Annotated in this window: 13 protein-coding genes and 2 pseudogenes; 6 read left to right on the top strand and 9 right to left on the bottom strand. The window is 70.3% G+C overall.

Translation table 11 applies throughout. From position 1 onward, the window contains the following. The 3 genes from sucB to aceE all read left to right on the top strand — a co-directional run. Window positions 1-1,084 (top strand): 2-oxoglutarate dehydrogenase, E2 component, dihydrolipoamide succinyltransferase (gene sucB, locus ACFVXK_RS31025; protein ID WP_389618108.1); only part of this gene is annotated, 1,084 nt, incomplete at its 5' end. Between the two features lie 196 nt (window positions 1,085-1,280). Continuing rightward, entirely contained in the window at window positions 1,281-1,907 is a 627-nt protein-coding gene (locus ACFVXK_RS31030; protein ID WP_358895717.1) for a GntR family transcriptional regulator, read from the top strand. Between the two features lie 279 nt (window positions 1,908-2,186). Further along, on the top strand, window positions 2,187-4,868 hold the full coding sequence (aceE, locus tag ACFVXK_RS31035) for a pyruvate dehydrogenase (acetyl-transferring), homodimeric type (RefSeq protein WP_389618111.1): 2,682 nt from the start codon (window positions 2,187-2,189) through the stop codon (window positions 4,866-4,868). A 52-nt stretch (window positions 4,869-4,920) separates the two neighbouring features. On the opposite strand, the pseudogene ACFVXK_RS31040 reads toward aceE, so the two are convergent. Together ACFVXK_RS31040 and ACFVXK_RS31045 are read right to left on the bottom strand one after the other, a co-directional pair. Beyond that, window positions 4,921-5,409: pseudogene (locus ACFVXK_RS31040) on the bottom strand (cellulose-binding protein); the annotation flags it as partial. Window positions 5,410-5,604: 195 nt separating this feature from the next. Further along, window positions 5,605-6,387, bottom strand: a pseudogene (locus tag ACFVXK_RS31045) (serine/threonine-protein kinase); the annotation flags it as partial. Window positions 6,388-6,512: 125 nt separating this feature from the next. Between ACFVXK_RS31045 and ACFVXK_RS31050 the strand changes: the two are divergent. Beyond that, window positions 6,513-7,031: a DUF4240 domain-containing protein gene (locus ACFVXK_RS31050; RefSeq protein ID WP_389618137.1), complete on the top strand. Its 519-nt coding sequence runs from the start codon at window positions 6,513-6,515 to the stop codon at window positions 7,029-7,031. Window positions 7,032-7,037: 6 nt separating this feature from the next. On the opposite strand, the gene ACFVXK_RS31055 is transcribed toward ACFVXK_RS31050, so the two are convergent. Beyond that, on the bottom strand, window positions 7,038-7,808 hold the full coding sequence (locus ACFVXK_RS31055; RefSeq protein WP_389618114.1) for an SDR family NAD(P)-dependent oxidoreductase: 771 nt from the start codon (window positions 7,806-7,808) through the stop codon (window positions 7,038-7,040). An 87-nt stretch (window positions 7,809-7,895) separates the two neighbouring features. Between ACFVXK_RS31055 and ACFVXK_RS31060 the strand changes: the two genes are divergently transcribed. Further along, on the top strand, window positions 7,896-8,549 hold the full coding sequence (locus ACFVXK_RS31060) for a TetR family transcriptional regulator (protein WP_389618117.1): 654 nt from the start codon (window positions 7,896-7,898) through the stop codon (window positions 8,547-8,549). Between the two features lie 46 nt (window positions 8,550-8,595). Here the strand turns inward: ACFVXK_RS31060 and ACFVXK_RS31065 are convergent, their stop codons facing one another. Next, window positions 8,596-8,862: a hypothetical protein gene (locus tag ACFVXK_RS31065; protein WP_389618120.1), complete on the bottom strand. Its 267-nt coding sequence runs from the start codon at window positions 8,860-8,862 to the stop codon at window positions 8,596-8,598. Between the two features lie 177 nt (window positions 8,863-9,039). Beyond that, window positions 9,040-10,449, bottom strand: a complete 1,410-nt coding sequence (gene glnA, locus ACFVXK_RS31070; protein WP_366452721.1) for a type I glutamate--ammonia ligase — start codon at window positions 10,447-10,449, stop codon at window positions 9,040-9,042. Window positions 10,450-10,639: 190 nt separating this feature from the next. On the opposite strand from glnA, the gene ACFVXK_RS31075 reads away from it, so the two are divergent. After that, window positions 10,640-11,107 carry an RDD family protein gene (locus tag ACFVXK_RS31075; RefSeq protein ID WP_389618125.1) on the top strand — a complete coding sequence of 156 codons (468 nt, stop codon included), beginning with the start codon at window positions 10,640-10,642 and terminating at the stop codon, window positions 11,105-11,107. Window positions 11,108-11,196: 89 nt separating this feature from the next. Here the strand turns inward: ACFVXK_RS31075 and ACFVXK_RS31080 are convergent, their stop codons facing one another. The 4 genes from ACFVXK_RS31080 to lipB all read right to left on the bottom strand — a co-directional run bounded on the left by ACFVXK_RS31080 (window position 11,197) and on the right by lipB (window position 14,190). Beyond that, window positions 11,197-11,889: a DUF4191 domain-containing protein gene (locus tag ACFVXK_RS31080; RefSeq protein WP_389618127.1), complete on the bottom strand. Its 693-nt coding sequence runs from the start codon at window positions 11,887-11,889 to the stop codon at window positions 11,197-11,199. Between the two features lie 10 nt (window positions 11,890-11,899). Next, window positions 11,900-12,097 (bottom strand): hypothetical protein, encoded by a 198-nt coding sequence (locus ACFVXK_RS31085; protein WP_389618130.1) that lies wholly within the window; start codon window positions 12,095-12,097, stop codon window positions 11,900-11,902. Window positions 12,098-12,322: 225 nt separating this feature from the next. Beyond that, entirely contained in the window at window positions 12,323-13,270 is a 948-nt protein-coding gene (gene lipA / locus ACFVXK_RS31090) for a lipoyl synthase (protein ID WP_389618133.1), read from the bottom strand. Between the two features lie 110 nt (window positions 13,271-13,380). Continuing rightward, window positions 13,381-14,190, bottom strand: coding sequence for a lipoyl(octanoyl) transferase LipB (gene lipB / locus ACFVXK_RS31095; protein ID WP_358895692.1), 810 nt, complete (start codon window positions 14,188-14,190; stop codon window positions 13,381-13,383). Window positions 14,191-14,418 lie beyond the last annotated feature (228 nt).

Raw genomic sequence — 14,418 nt, forward strand, 5'->3', positions numbered from 1 at the left:
GGTCGCCCCCGCGGCGCCGGTCGCCGCTCCGGCCCCGGTGGCTCCGGCTGCCCCGGTCGCCGCTCCGGCTCCGGTGGCCCCGGCCGCTCCGGCGCCGGTCGCCGCCCCGGCTCCGGTCGCCCCGGCCGCCCCCGCCGCCCCGGTCTCGGCCGGTGACGAGGGCGCCTACGTGACCCCGCTGGTGCGCAAGCTCGCCTCGGAGTCCGGCGTCAACCTGTCGACGGTCACGGGCACCGGTGTCGGTGGCCGTATCCGCAAGCAGGACGTCCTGGCCGCCGCCGAGGCCGCCAAGGCCGCGGCCGCCGCCCCGGCTCCGGTCGCCGCCGCTCCGGCCGCCGCCAAGGCTCCGGCCGCGGTGTCCGAGCTGCGCGGTCAGACGGTCAAGATGACCCGCATGCGCAAGGTCATCGGCGACAACATGATGAAGGCCCTGCACTCGCAGGCGCAGCTCAGCTCCGTGGTCGAGGTGGACATCACCAAGATCATGAAGCTGCGCGAGAAGGCCAAGGCCGGCTTCCTCGCCCGCGAGGGCGTCAAGCTGTCCCCGATGCCGTTCTTCGTCAAGGCCGCTGCCCAGGCGCTGAAGGCCCACGCGGTCGTCAACGCCCGGATCAACGAAGACGAGGGCACCATCACCTACTTCGACTCGGAGAACATCGGCATCGCCGTGGACTCCGAGAAGGGCCTGATGACCCCGGTCATCAAGGGTGCCGGTGACCTCAACCTGGCGGGCATCTCCAAGGCGACCGCCGACCTGGCCGCCAAGGTCCGCGGCAACAAGATCACCCCGGACGAGCTGTCCGGCGCGACCTTCACCATCAGCAACACCGGCTCGCGCGGTGCGCTGTTCGACACGGTGATCGTTCCGCCGAACCAGGTCGCGATCCTGGGCATCGGTGCCACGGTCAAGCGCCCCGTGGTCATCGAGACCGAGGAGGGCACCGTCATCGGCGTCCGCGACATGACGTACCTGACCCTGTCCTACGACCACCGCCTGGTGGACGGCGCGGACGCGGCCCGGTACCTCACCGCCGTCAAGGCGATCCTCGAGGCCGGCGAGTTCGAGGTCGAGCTCGGCCTCTAAGGCCCGGGCGTGCAGTGATCTGCCGCTTACGGCGCCCCCGCCCGGATTCGTCCGGGCGGGGGCGCCGTCGTTGTAACGAGCCTCACCCTGCGTCCCTGACCACGAACGCATCGGAGCAGGCCACGGCGGCCTTATTGTCTAGGTGTCTAGGCATCAGGCCCCGCGTGTCCGCACACACAGGAGTTGAACCCCGATGATCACCCCACCCGTCGTGCACTCGCTGCGCGAGCAGATCCGCGAGCACATCGTGGAGGGGATCGTCAGCGGCCGCTGGAAGCCCGGCGAGCGGATCGTCGAGCGGCGGATCGCGGTCGAGCTGGAGGTCAGCCAGACGCCCGTGCGGGAGGCCCTGCGCGAGCTGGAGACGCTGCGGCTGATCGAGTCGGCGCCGAACAAGGGCGTGCGCGTGCGCAACCTCTCGGCGGCCGACCTGGAGGAGATCTACCCCGTCCGGGCCGGTCTGGAGCAGATCGCGGCCGAGCTGGCCGCGCCCCGGCTGGCGGCCGACTGCTCGGCCCTGGAGCCGCACGTGGCGGCCCTGTGGGAGGCCGACCGGATCCAGGACGGCACGGCGCAGGTGCGGCACACGGTGGGCTTCCACCGGGAGCTGGTGCGGGCGGCCGGGAACAGCGTGCTGCTGCACACCTGGGAGAGCCTGGGGATCGAGGTCTTCACGGCCCTGTCGATCCGGTGGCTGGGAACCGTCCAGAAGTCGTACGCCGAGGAGCACGAGGCCCTCGTCGCGGCCTTCCGCGGCCAGGACCCGGACATCGGGGTGCTGGTGAAGCGGCACGTCCTGGGCTGCGCCCCGCGCAGCGCCTGACCTCGCCGACCCCTCTCTGACCTGCGGTTTTCAGCGATCCTCCAGCAGGTTTCCAGCGCTTTGGCGTGTACTGATGAAACCGGCACGGCGTGCCTGAGTTCATGGCACCCGGTGCCGACTTTCGCCCGAGCGTCGAATATTCGTCACTTTTATTTGATCGATCATCGATCAGGGATTTACAGTCACTCCGGGCCCCAACCCGGGCCCATCGGCCCTGTCCTGCCCGTCAGGGTTTTCTTCACCACCTCCTCTCCTTTGTCCGGAAGGCGGCGCACACCGATGTCCGACCCCGTAGGAAAGCTTCCGAGCGAGCTCGACCAGCTCCCGGACCGCGACACCGAAGAGACCGCCGAATGGGCGGCCTCTCTCGACGCCGTCGCCAAGGCCGCCGGTACGCGCCGCGCCGAATACCTGCTCCGCCGTACGCTCCAGCACGCCGAGGCCGCCGGCCTGGCCCTGCCGAAGCTGCTGGAGACGGACTACGTCAACACCATCCCCACCTCCGCCGAGCCCGAGTTCCCGGGTGACGAGGAGCTGGAAGCCAAGATCACCGCCTGGAACCGCTGGAACGCGGCCGCCATGGTGACCCGCGGCTCCAAGTACGGCGTCGGCGGCCACATCGCCACCTTCGCCTCGGCGGCCTGGCTCTACGAGACCGGCTTCCAGCACTTCTTCCGCGGGAAGGAGGCCGACGGATCGGGCGACCAGCTCTACATCCAGGGCCACGCCTCCCCCGGCATCTACGCCCGCGCCTTCCTCGACGGGCGCGTCTCCGAGCAGCAGCTCGACAACTTCCGCCAGGAGTCCGGCGGCAACGGCCTGCCGTCCTACCCGCACCCGCGGCGCCTGCCGTGGCTGTGGGAGTTCCCCACGGTCTCCATGGGCCTCGGCCCGCTCTCCGCGATCTACCAGGCGCGCTTCAACCGCTACCTGCAGAACCGGAACATCAAGGACACCTCCAACTCGCACGTCTGGGCCTTCCTCGGCGACGGCGAGATGGACGAGCCCGAGTCGACCGCCGCCCTGGCCCTGGCCTCCCGCGAGCAGCTCGACAACCTGACGTTCGTCATCAACTGCAACCTGCAGCGCCTCGACGGCCCGGTCCGCGCGAACTTCCGCGTGGTCCAGGAGCTGGAGGCCCAGTTCCGCGGTGCCGGCTGGAACGTCATCAAGACCCTGTGGGGCTCCGCCTGGGACGAGCTGTTCCAGCTCGACACCACGGGCGCCCTGGTCCGCCGCATCCGTGAGGTACCGGACGCGCAGTTCCAGACGTACGCGACCCGCGACGTGGCCTACATCCGCCAGCACTTCTTCGGCGCCAACGCCGAGCTCGTGCAGCTGGCGGGCGTGCTGTCCGACGCGAAGATCGCCGAGTGCTTCCACGTCTCGCGCGGCGGCCACGAGCCCCGCAAGGTCTACGCCGCGTACAAGGCCGCCCTGGCGCACAAGGGCGCGCCGACGGTGATCCTGGCGCAGACGGTCAAGGGCCACACGCTGGGTGCCGGGTTCGAGTCGAAGAACGCGAACCACCAGATGAAGAAGCTGACGGTCGACGAGTTCAAGGACATGCGCGACCTCCTTGGGCTCCCGATCCCGGACAGCGCCTTCGTCGACGGCAAGGTCCCCTACGGCCACCCGGGCGCGGACAGCCCCGAGGTGCGGTACCTGCAGGAGCGCCGTGCGGCCCTCGGCGGCCCCGCCCCGGCCCGCAAGGTCCACCACGTGGCCCTGCCGGCCCCGGCCGACCGCTCCTTCGCCCCGCTCATCAAGGGTTCCGGCAAGCAGGAGATGGCCACCACCATGGCCTTCGTCCGCCTGGTCAAGGACCTGATGCGGGACAAGGAGACCGGCAAGCGCTGGGTGCCGATCGTCCCCGACGAGGCCCGTACCTTCGGTATGGAGTCCCTGTTCCCGTCGGCCGGCATCTACTCGCCGCTGGGCCAGACGTACGAGCCGGTCGACCGCGACCAGCTGATGTACTACAAGGAGGCCAAGGACGGCCAGATCCTCAACGAGGGGATCACCGAGGCCGGCGCCATGGCCGACTTCATCGCCGCCTGCACGTCGTACGCGACGCACGGCGAGCCGATGATCCCGTTCTACATCTTCTACTCGATGTTCGGCTGGCAGCGCACCGCCGACCAGATGTGGCAGCTCGCCGACCAGCTCGGCAAGGGCTTCATCGTCGGCGCCACGGCCGGCCGCACCACCCTGACGGGTGAGGGCCTCCAGCACGCGGACGGCCACTCGCACCTGATCGCCTCCACGAACCCCGCGTCGCTCAACTACGACCCGGCGTTCGCGTACGAGATCGCGGTGATCGTCAAGGACGGTCTGAAGCGGATGTACGGGGAGAACCCCGAGGACGTCTTCTACTACCTGACGGTCTACAACGAGCCGAAGGTCCAGCCGGCCATGCCCGAGGGCGTGGAGGAGGGCATCCTCAAGGGCCTGTACCGCTTCAACACGGCCGCCGCCCTGGAGGCCGCCCCGGCCGCCGACGCCCCGAAGATCCAGCTCATGGCCTCGGGTACGGCGATCCACTGGGTCCTGGAGGCGCAGCGGCTGCTGGCCGCCGACTGGAACGTGGCCGCCGACGTGTGGTCCGCCACCTCGTGGGGCGAGCTGCGCCGCGACGCGCTGGAGTGCGACGAGGCCCTGCTGCGCGGCGAGGAGCGCACCCCGTACGTGACCCGCGTGCTGGAGGGCGCCCCGGGCCCGGTCCTGGCGGTGTCCGACTGGATGCGCCAGGTCCCGGACCAGATCAGCCAGTGGGTCCCGCAGGACTACACCTCGCTGGGCACGGACGGCTTCGGCCTCTCCGACACCCGCGAGGGCGCCCGCCGCCACTTCGGCGTCGACGCGCAGTCCATCGCGGTGGCCGCCCTGGCCCAGCTCGCCCGCCGCGGCGAGGTCCCGGCCTCGGCCGTCAAGGAGGCCCGGGAGCGCTACGGCCTGTAGGCCCGGCCCCGCCCGACCGTGAGGCGGCCCGTCCCTTCGGGGGCGGGCCGCCTCAGGTCGTTTCCTGCTGCGGGACCGCTTCCTCCTGGGCCGCTGCCGCCGCCACCGCCGCGCCGGTCAGCTGCGCCAGCATCTCGCGGACGGAGGTCAGCTGGGCGGTGATGGAGTCGCGGCGGTTGGTGAGCGCCGCCAGCTCGCGCTCGGACTCGGCGCGGACCCGGTCGGCCTTGGCGTTGGCGTCGGCGACGATGTCCTCGCTCTGGCGCTGCGCGGCCTCCACCGTCTGGCGGGCCCGCCGCTGGGCGTCCGTACTGAGCTTCACGGCCTCCACGGTCAGCTGCTCGGCCCGCTGCTCGATCTCCGTGAGGCGCTTCTCGGCCTTCTGCTGACGCCAGGCCAGGTCGCGCTCGGACTGCTCGCGGCGCTTGGCCAGGTTGGTCTCGAAGTCCGAGGCGGCCTGGGCGGCCTTGGCGCGGGTCTCCTCGAAGAGGGCGTCGGCCTCCTCCCGCTTGGCCTGGGCGTGCTGCTGGGCCTCGGCCCGGACGGCCGTCACCTCGCGCGTGACCCGCTCCCGCAGCTCCGTGATCTCCCGCTGCGCCTCGGCGCGCATCCGGGCCAGCTCCGCCGGGCCGTCCGCGCCGCCCGGTACGACGGGCGGCCGGGCCGGGGGTTCGCGGTACGCGGCCAGGAGGCGGTCCAGTTCGCCGACGACGGTGGCCGCGTCCGGCGGGCGGTGCGCCGGGTCCTTGGCCAGGAGGTGCATCACCAGCTCGGTGAGGCCGGCCGGGGCCCGGCCCGCGGGGAGCGGGCGGGGCTGTTCGTGGACCTGCTGGTAGAGCAGGGCGTGGGGGGCGGCGTTCGTGAAGGGCGGGGAGCCGGCGAGGCCCTCGTAGAGCAGGCATCCCAGGCTGTAGAGGTCGGCCCGGTGGTCGATGCGGGAGTCGCCCCGGCACTGTTCGGGGGACATGTACGCGAAGGTGCCCATGGCGGTGCCGCTGACGGTGAGGTCGGCGACGCGCAGCGTCTCGCCGAGGAACTTCGCGAGCCCGAAGTCCAGGACCTTGACGACGCCGGCGGAGGTGAGCATGACGTTCTGGGGCTTGACGTCCCGGTGGACGATGCCGCGCGCGTGGGCGGCGGACAGGGCGGTGGCGATCTGGCCGCCCCAGTGGGCGACGTCGTACCAGGGGACGGGCACGGCCCCGCGGAAAAGCGTGGCGAGGGTCTCGCCGTCGATGCGTTCCATCACCAGGTAGAGGTACCTGCGGCCCGCGAGCGACGCCTCGCCGCAGTCGTGGACGGTGACCGTGTGCCGGTGCGGGAGGGCGGCCGCCGAGCGCACCTCGTGCATGAAGCGCTGTTCGACCTGGGTGGTGTCCATGCCGGGCACGGCGTGGACGAGTTTGGCGGCGACCGGTCGCAGCATCCGCGTGTCGAGGGCGCTCCAGACCTCGCCCATGCCGCCCCCGCCGAGCTTCCGCTCCAGCCGGTACCTGCCTTCGAGCACTTCCCCCTGCATCCGCGCCCCTCCCGCTGTCGGATCCGTCGGGTTCGAGTATGCGGCCGGGCGGGCTACCGGACACCGGCCTTTGGCCGTATGAGCGGTGGCGGGGTGGGGGTCGAGCCCGGATGCTGTATTCCGTGATGGACGAGACGGAGTTCTGGGAGATCGTCGACCGTAGCCGTGAGGCCGCCGGGGGCGACCCCGAGGAGCATGCCGAGCTGCTCGTGGAACGGCTGACGCAGCTGGATCCCGACTCCGTGCTGGATTTCGCGCGGCACTTCGAGTCGCGGTACAACCGCGCGTACACCTGGGACCTGTGGGGGGCGGCCTGGGTGCTGCTCGGCGGGGCCAGCGACGACGCGTTCGACTACTTCCGGTGCTGGCTGATCGGGCAGGGCCGGGAGGTCTTCGAGGGCGGGGTGCACGATCCGGACCACCTGGCGGAGCTGCTGGGCGAGTTCGACGAGGAGATCGACGGGGACGGGGAGGAGCTGGGGTACGCGGCCGACGAGGCGTACGAGCAGCTGACCGGGGCGGTGGCCCCGGACCTGGGGATCCCGTTGCAGGCGGAGGAGCCGGAGGGCGCCCCGCTGGACTTCGAGAACGAAGCCGTGCTCGCGGAGCGCTTCCCCCGGCTCTGGGACCGCTTCGGGGGCTGAGCCGGCTCAGTAGTGCGTGCCGCCGTCGATGCGGATCTCGGTGCCGGTGATGAAGGCGCCGTCCTCGGAGCCCAGCATCGCGACGACGCCGGCGACGGTCTGGGGGCCGGCGAAGCCCTGGCCGAGGGCCGGGGCGAGCTTGGTGAAGAGGGACCAGTCGGTGTCCTCGGGCAGGCCCGGGCCGGTGCCGGTGGTCATGCCGCTCTCGATGGAGCCGGGGGCGACGGAGACGAAGCGCAGGCCCTGCTTGCTGTATTCGGCGGCGAGGGCGTGGGTCATCGACTGGATGCCGCCCTTGCTGGCCGCGTAGGCGGACATGTAGGGGTGCGCGAAGCTCGCCGAGGTGGAGCTGAAGTTCACGACGACCGGCTGGTCGCCCGCCAGCAGCGCGGGGAGGGACTCGCGGATCATCAGGAAGGTGCCGGTCAGGTTGACCGCGATGACCTTGTTCCAGAAGTCGAGCGTGGTCTGGTGGGTGTGCGCGGAGCGCAGGATGCCCGCCGCGTTGACCAGCACGTCGATGCCGCCGAGGGCGTCGACGGCGGCGGCGACGCCTTCCTTGACCGAGGTCTCGTCGGATATGTCCAGTACGGCGGTGGTGAGCCGGCCGGCGTGGCCGGCGGCGGCCGCCTGCTCGGCGGTGGCCTTCAGTCCGGCCTCGTTGACGTCCACGGTGTGGACGCGGCCGCCCTCGGAGAGAATGCGGTGCACGGTGGCCTGGCCGATGCCGGAGCCACCGCCGGTGATGAGGACACGACGTCCTTCGTAACGGTTCATGGGATGCAGCGTACCGAGGAGATGGCACGTTTTGCCAGACTGGCATCAATTGCATCCATCTGATCCGACTGGCGGTACGCTTCACCCGTGAGATCTCCCCGCCCGTACACCCCCCAGAGCGGTTCCGGAACCCAGTCGCTGACGGAGCGCCGCAAGGCCGCCACCCAGCTGGACATCGCCCGCGCCGCCTGCGACCTCTTCGCCGCGCACGGCCCCGACGCGACCACGGCGGAGGACATCGCGCACCGGGCGGGGGTCGCGCTGCGCACCTTCTACCGCTACTTCCGCAACAAGCAGGAGGCCGTGGCCCCGCTGCTCGCGGGCGGCGGCGACGCCTGGCGCGCCCTGCTGGCCGAGGAGGACCCCGCCACCCCGCTGGCGCAGGCGCTGGAACGGGCCGTGACGCGGGCGCTGAGCGACTCCAAGGCCGTCGAGGAGGGCCTGGAGGTCACCCGCGGCCTGCTGCGCGCGGCCGCCACGGACGAGGCGCTGCGCGCCGTCTGGTACCGGGTCAACCAGGAGTCCGAGGAGCGCCTGGCCCCGATCGTGGCCCGGCTGGCGGGGCCGGAGGCGGACGAGATGTCCGTGCGCCTGGTGTCCGCGGCCGCCACCGACGCGATCCGCGTCGCCCTGGAACTGTGGTCCGCCGGCGACGCCCCGGTCTCGGGCCCCGGCTCCCCCGCCGACCTCGCGGTGCGCTGCCTGCGGGAGCTGACCGGCGCGATGCCCCTGCTCCGCTGAGCGCGGGGCAGGGGCACCGGGTAGAGGTCGAGCGGGTACGGCGCGGTCAGCGCCAGCCGCCCCAGTCGTGGTACCAGTTGGCGTTGTCCCAACGGCCCCAGTCGTGGTCGTTCCAGTTGCTGTTGTGACGCCAGTTGTTGCCGTGACCGCAGTCGTCGTCATCGTCCCAGTTATTAGCCCAGCGGGAGTGACTCGAGCGGTTCCAGTTCCCGTCGTGGTCATGGGCGGACGCGCTGCTCAGCGGCAGCAGCGCCAGCGTGACCCCTGCGGCACCCGCGACGGCGGCACCGATGATCCTACGGCGCATCTTCATGCACCTCCGAACATGTATCGCTTATCGGGCTTATCGGGCTTTTACGTCCCACTCAACCGTTACTCCGCTCGGGCGGCCTGTCAAAAGCAGGAGGCCCCCCGCCGCTCTCCGAAAAGAGCGGCGGGGGGCCTCCCAGCAGGCACGATCCCGCGTGTGCGGGCCCGCCTCCGACTTTTTTTACAGGTCGAAGTAGAGCTCGAACTCGTGCGGGTGCGGACGCTGCGCGATCGGGGCGATCTCGTGCGTGCGCTTGTAGTCGATCCAGGTCTCGATCAGGTCGGGGGTGAAGACACCGCCGGCCAGGAGGTACTCGTGGTCCTCCTCCAGGGCCTTGAGGACGTCCTCGAGGCTGGTCGGGACCTGCGGGACGTTCGCGTGCTCGTCCGGGGAGAGCTCGTAGAGGTCCTTGTCGATCGGCTCCATCGGCTCGATCTTGTTCTTGATGCCGTCGAGGCCCGCGAGGAGCAGCGCCGCGAAGGCGAGGTACGGGTTCGAGGACGGGTCCGGCGCGCGGAACTCGACGCGCTTGGCCTTCGGGTTCGAGCCCGTGATCGGGATGCGCATGGCGGCGGAGCGGTTGCGCTGCGAGTACACCATGTTGACCGGCGCCTCGAAGCCCGGGACCAGGCGGTGGTACGAGTTCACCGTCGGGTTGGTGAAGGCGAGCAGCGACGGGGCGTGCTTGAGGATGCCGCCGATGTAGTAGCGGGCGGTGTCCGACAGGCCCGCGTAGCCGGCCTCGTCGTAGAAGAGGGGCTCGCCGCCGGCCCACAGGGACTGGTGGACGTGCATGCCCGAGCCGTTGTCACCGAAGATCGGCTTCGGCATGAAGGTCGCGGTCTTGCCGTTGCGCCAGGCGACGTTCTTCACGATGTACTTGAAGAGCATCAGGTCGTCGGCCGCGGCCAGCAGCGTGTTGAACTTGTAGTTGATCTCGGCCTGGCCACCGGTGCCGACCTCGTGGTGCTGGCGCTCGACCTGGAGGCCCTGGGCGTCCAGCTCAAGGGAGATCTCGGCACGCAGGTCGGCGAAGTGGTCGACCGGGGCTACGGGGAAGTAACCACCCTTGTAGCGGACCTTGTAACCACGGTTGTTCTCCTCGGAGCCCGTGTTCCAGGCGCCGGCCTCGGAGTCGATGTGGTAGAAGCCCTCGTTCGCGGAGGTCGCGAAGCGCACGCTGTCGAACACGTAGAACTCGGCCTCGGGGCCGAAGAACGCGGTGTCGGCGATGCCGGTGGAGGCGAGGTAGGCCTCGGCCTTCTTGGCGATGTTGCGCGGGTCGCGGCTGTAGGCCTCACCCGTGATCGGGTCGTGGATGAAGAAGTTGATGTTGAGCGTCTTGTCCTTGCGGAACGGGTCCAGACGCGCGGTGGTGATGTCGGCACGCAGCGCCATGTCCGACTCGTGGATCGCCTGGAAGCCGCGGATCGAGGAACCGTCGAAGGCGAGCTCCTCCGCCGGGTCGAACGCTCGCGCCGGAATGGTGAAGTGCTGCATCACACCAGGCAGGTCGCAGAAGCGGACGTCGACGAACTTGACGTCGTTCTCCTCGATGTACTGCTTCACTTCGTCGGCGTTCTTGAACATCCAACTCCTCCTACTCCCGGTCCCCGGGGCAGGGACGGGCTTTATAGCTCGTGGTGCGGTGCGTCAGTGCGGTGCCGCACGCTGACCGACCATAAGCAGACGGGATTTCCCAAGCATGACCCATTTGTTTCGCACAAGTTAACCAGGGTCCCGTCCAGGTCCCGTCGAAGCGCACCGGTACCGTGGTGGAGTGGACAACAGGCAAGCAATCGGTTCCTGGCTCTCCGGCCCCCGCGCGGCCGCCGAGGAGATGGGCGTCGACTTCGGCTATCCGGGCCAGCAGCTCGGCCTGCCGCAGTCGGGGCCCGGCTCCGTGGCCCGCTTCGGGCGCCGGCTCGGCGCCCTGGCCATCGACTGGATCGGCTGCCAGCTGATCGCATACGGGCTCATCACCCATGGCGACCTGGCCAGGGCCGGCAACTGGACGCTGGGACTCTTCGTGGCCCTGTCGGTCCTGACCGTCGGCACGGTGGGCTTCACGCCCGGCAAGCGGATCCTCGGACTCCGGGTGATGTCGCAGAACGGCGGCCGCCTCGGCCTGCCGCGCGTGGTGCTCCGTACGGTGCTGCTGGCACTGGTCATCCCGGCGCTCGTCTGGGACCGGGACGGCCGCGGACTGCACGACCGGCTCTCGGGCGCGGTCCAGGTCCGCATCTGAGGAGCAAACGAGAAGCGAACGAACGCGGGAGCGCCCTGCGGGCCGGACGGCTCGCAGGGCGCTCCTGTGTTTCGTATACGTGGGTACGGTCAGCGCGGGCGCTGGCCGCGCATGCCGCGTCCGGGGACCGGGCCCTTCGGGATGGGCATGTTGCTCATCAGGTCGCCCATGGCCCGCAGCTTGTCGTTGACGATGGTGATCTGGTCGCCCGGCAGGACGCGCGGCAGCTTCAGCAGCGTGGTGCGGACCTTCTTGAGCGGCACCTCGCCCTCGCCGGTGCCCACGATGAAGTCGTGGACCGGCACGTCGGGCATGATCCGGGCCAGCTTTTTCTTCTCGGCCGCGAGCAGGGACTTCACCCGGTTCGGGTTGCCCTCGGCGATCAGGACCACGCCCGCCTTGCCGACGGCCCGGTGGACGATGTCCTGGTTCCGGTTCATCGCGACGGCCGGGGTGGTCGTCCAGCCCCGTCCCACGTTGTCCAGTACGGCCGCGGCAGCGCCCGGCTGCCCCTCCATCTGCCCGAAGGCAGCCCGCTCGGCCCGCCGTCCGAAGACGATCGCCATCGCGAGGAACGCCACCAGCAGACCCAGGATGCCCAGGTAGACCGGGTGGCCGATCAGGAAGCCGATCGCAAGGAAGACACCGAAGGTGACGATTCCCACGCCCGCGACGATGAGACCGACCTTCGGGTCGGCCTTGCGCGTCATCTTGTACGTCAGGGCGATCTGCTTCAGTCGCCCGGGGTTCGCAGCAGTCTCTGCGTTTGACTTCCTCGCCATAAGGCGAAGTTTACGTGGCCTTGTGGGTACGGGTCGCCGCGGCCTCGAGTACGTGCTCGGTTTCCACCCGGTCCTTGGCCCTGCGGCGGTCCTCCAGGACGGCCGTCCAGGCGTTGCGCCGGGCACCGCTCATGAGCAGCGATTCGATGCCGCGGAAGGCCTCACTGAAGGACGGGATGGCGATGGCGCGGACGGGCGCGGCCTGCATGATGTCGGTCCCTACTCTCGGTACTCGCATCGGTGGCGTGTGCGGTGCGTGGATCCAGCGTCACTGACTGGTGTTACCAGGGCATGACCGGTGGGTCAAACGTGATGAAAGATTGACGCGGCCCGCCGGGCTCTCCCATATGAAAGAGCCTAGGGGCCGCGTCATCGCGCATTACCGCTTAGTAAGTTATTGTGCCCGACTTCACACGGAGTGTGACGAAGTGGATCACGCCTCGGCGCGCTTCTCCATCGCCTGCGCGTAAAGGCGGCCGGCCCGGTACGACGAGCGGACCAGCGGACCGGACATCACGCCGGAGAAGCCGATCTCCTCGGCCTCCTTCGCCAGCTCGACGAACTCGGCCGGCTTCACCCAGCGCTCCACGGGGTGGTGGCGCGGCGAGGGCCGCAGGTACTGGGTGATGGTGATGAGCTCGCAGCCCGCCTCGTGCAGCTCCTTGAGGGCCGCCGAGACCTCCTCGCGCTCCTCGCCCATGCCCAGGATCAGGTTGGACTTGGTGACGAGGCCGTAGGCGCGGGCCTGGCGGATCACGTCGAGGGAGCGCTCGTAGCGGAAGCCGGGGCGGATCCGCTTGAAGATCCGGGGCACGGTCTCGACGTTGTGCGCGAAGACCTCGGGGCGGGAGGCGAAGACCTCCTCCAGCAGCTCCGGGACCGCGTTGAAGTCGGGGGCCAGCAGCTCGACCTTGGTGTGGCCGCCCTCGCGGCCCGCGGTCTGCTGGTGGATCTGGCGCACCGTCTCCGCGTACAGCCAGGCGCCGCCGTCGGCCAGGTCGTCGCGGGCGACGCCGGTGATGGTGGCGTAGTTCAGGTCCATCGTGACCACGGACTCGCCGACGCGGCGGGGCTCGTCGCGGTCGAGGGCCTCGGGCTTGCCCGTGTCGATCTGGCAGAAGTCACAGCGCCGGGTGCACTGGTCGCCGCCGATGAGAAACGTGGCCTCGCGGTCTTCCCAGCACTCGTAGATGTTCGGACAGCCGGCTTCCTGGCACACGGTGTGCAGCCCCTCGCCCTTCACGAGGTTCTGCATCTTCGTGTACTCGGGGCCCATCTTCGCCCGGGTCTTGATCCACTCGGGCTTGCGCTCGATGGGGGTCTGGGCGTTACGGACCTCCAGGCGCAGCATCTTGCGTCCGTCGGGTGCGACTGCGGACACGACCGGCTCCCTGTGACTTCGATTCTTCGGCGCCCACCAGGGTACGCCCGTAATTCGTACGCTCTTACGTCCGGCCAACCCGGGGGCGGCAGGACACATTCCCGCCGGCGTCAGCCGGCGGCCGGCTCCGGCTCCCGCTCGATCTCGCGCGGCTTCAGCTCGGCGTGCTCCAGCACGTCCTTCAGGTGCCGTTCGACGACCGGCAGCACCTCGGCGATGGTGATCTCGCGGCCCAGTTCGTAAGAGAGCGAGGTCACACCGGCGTCCCGGATCCCGCAGGGGATGATCCGGTCGAACCAGGTGCTGTCCGGGTTCACGTTGAAGGAGAAGCCGTGCATCGTGACGCCCTTGGCGACGCGGATGCCGATCGCGGCGAGCTTGCGGTCCTCGCGGCGCTGGCCGGCGTTGGACGGGGCGTACTCGGGGCCGTTGAGACGGGCGTCGAACTCGTCGTCGCCTATCCGGGGGTCGAAGTCCAGGGACAGGCCGCCGATCTTCGGGCGCTCCTCGACCGGGTCGCCGAGCACCCAGACGCCGGAGCGGCCCTCGACGCGGGTGGTCTCCACCCCGAACTCGGCCGCGGTGCGGATCAGGGCCTCCTCCAGGCGGCGGACGTGGGCGACCACGTCGACCGGGCGGGGCAGCTTCATGATCGGGTAGCCGACCAGCTGGCCCGGGCCGTGCCAGGTGATCTTGCCGCCGCGGTCCACGTCGATGACGGGGGTGCCGTCGAGCGGGCGCTCGCTGGGGTCGGTGCGGCGGCCCGCGGTGTAGACGGGCTCGTGCTCCACCATCAGGCAGGTGTCGTCGATCTCGTCGGCGAAGCGGGCCGCGTGGACGCGCCGCTGCTCCTCCCAGGCCTCGGTGTACTCGACGGATTCCGGCCCGAAGCCCAGATGGACAAACCGAAGCTCAGTCACCGCAGCGCCTCCTCGTTGAACCTGCTGTGTGCACGTATCCGCACCGGTCAAGAGTACGGCGGCCCGCGCGCGGCCCCTCAGGCCCCCGGCTCGCCGCCGGGCTGCGGCTGCGGCGGCTGCGGCTGCGGGGCGGGGAGGCGGGGAGGGCGCCGGCGGCCGGCCGGCGGGCGGTCCGGGTCCTCGTCGGCCCGCGGCAGCCGGCGGTGGCCCTCGGAGTGGTCGTTGACC

This window comes from Streptomyces sp. NPDC058157 (assembly GCF_042884105.1).
Taxonomy (GTDB): Bacteria; Actinomycetota; Actinomycetes; order Streptomycetales; family Streptomycetaceae; genus Streptomyces.

What these genes read in the sequence shown, in the direction of transcription:
- aceE (WP_389618111.1), top strand. Translation starts at nt 2,187, where the DNA reads ATGTCCGACCCCGTAGGAAAGCTTCCGAGCGAGCTCGACCAGCTCCCG.
- ACFVXK_RS31050 (WP_389618137.1), top strand. Translation starts at nt 6,513, where the DNA reads ATGGACGAGACGGAGTTCTGGGAGATCGTCGACCGTAGCCGTGAGGCC.
- ACFVXK_RS31055 (WP_389618114.1), bottom strand. Translation starts at nt 7,808, where the DNA reads ATGAACCGTTACGAAGGACGTCGTGTCCTCATCACCGGCGGTGGCTCC.
- ACFVXK_RS31065 (WP_389618120.1), bottom strand. Translation starts at nt 8,862, where the DNA reads ATGAAGATGCGCCGTAGGATCATCGGTGCCGCCGTCGCGGGTGCCGCA.
- glnA (WP_366452721.1), bottom strand. Translation starts at nt 10,449, where the DNA reads ATGTTCAAGAACGCCGACGAAGTGAAGCAGTACATCGAGGAGAACGAC.
- ACFVXK_RS31080 (WP_389618127.1), bottom strand. Translation starts at nt 11,889, where the DNA reads ATGGCGAGGAAGTCAAACGCAGAGACTGCTGCGAACCCCGGGCGACTG.
- ACFVXK_RS31085 (WP_389618130.1), bottom strand. Translation starts at nt 12,097, where the DNA reads ATGCAGGCCGCGCCCGTCCGCGCCATCGCCATCCCGTCCTTCAGTGAG.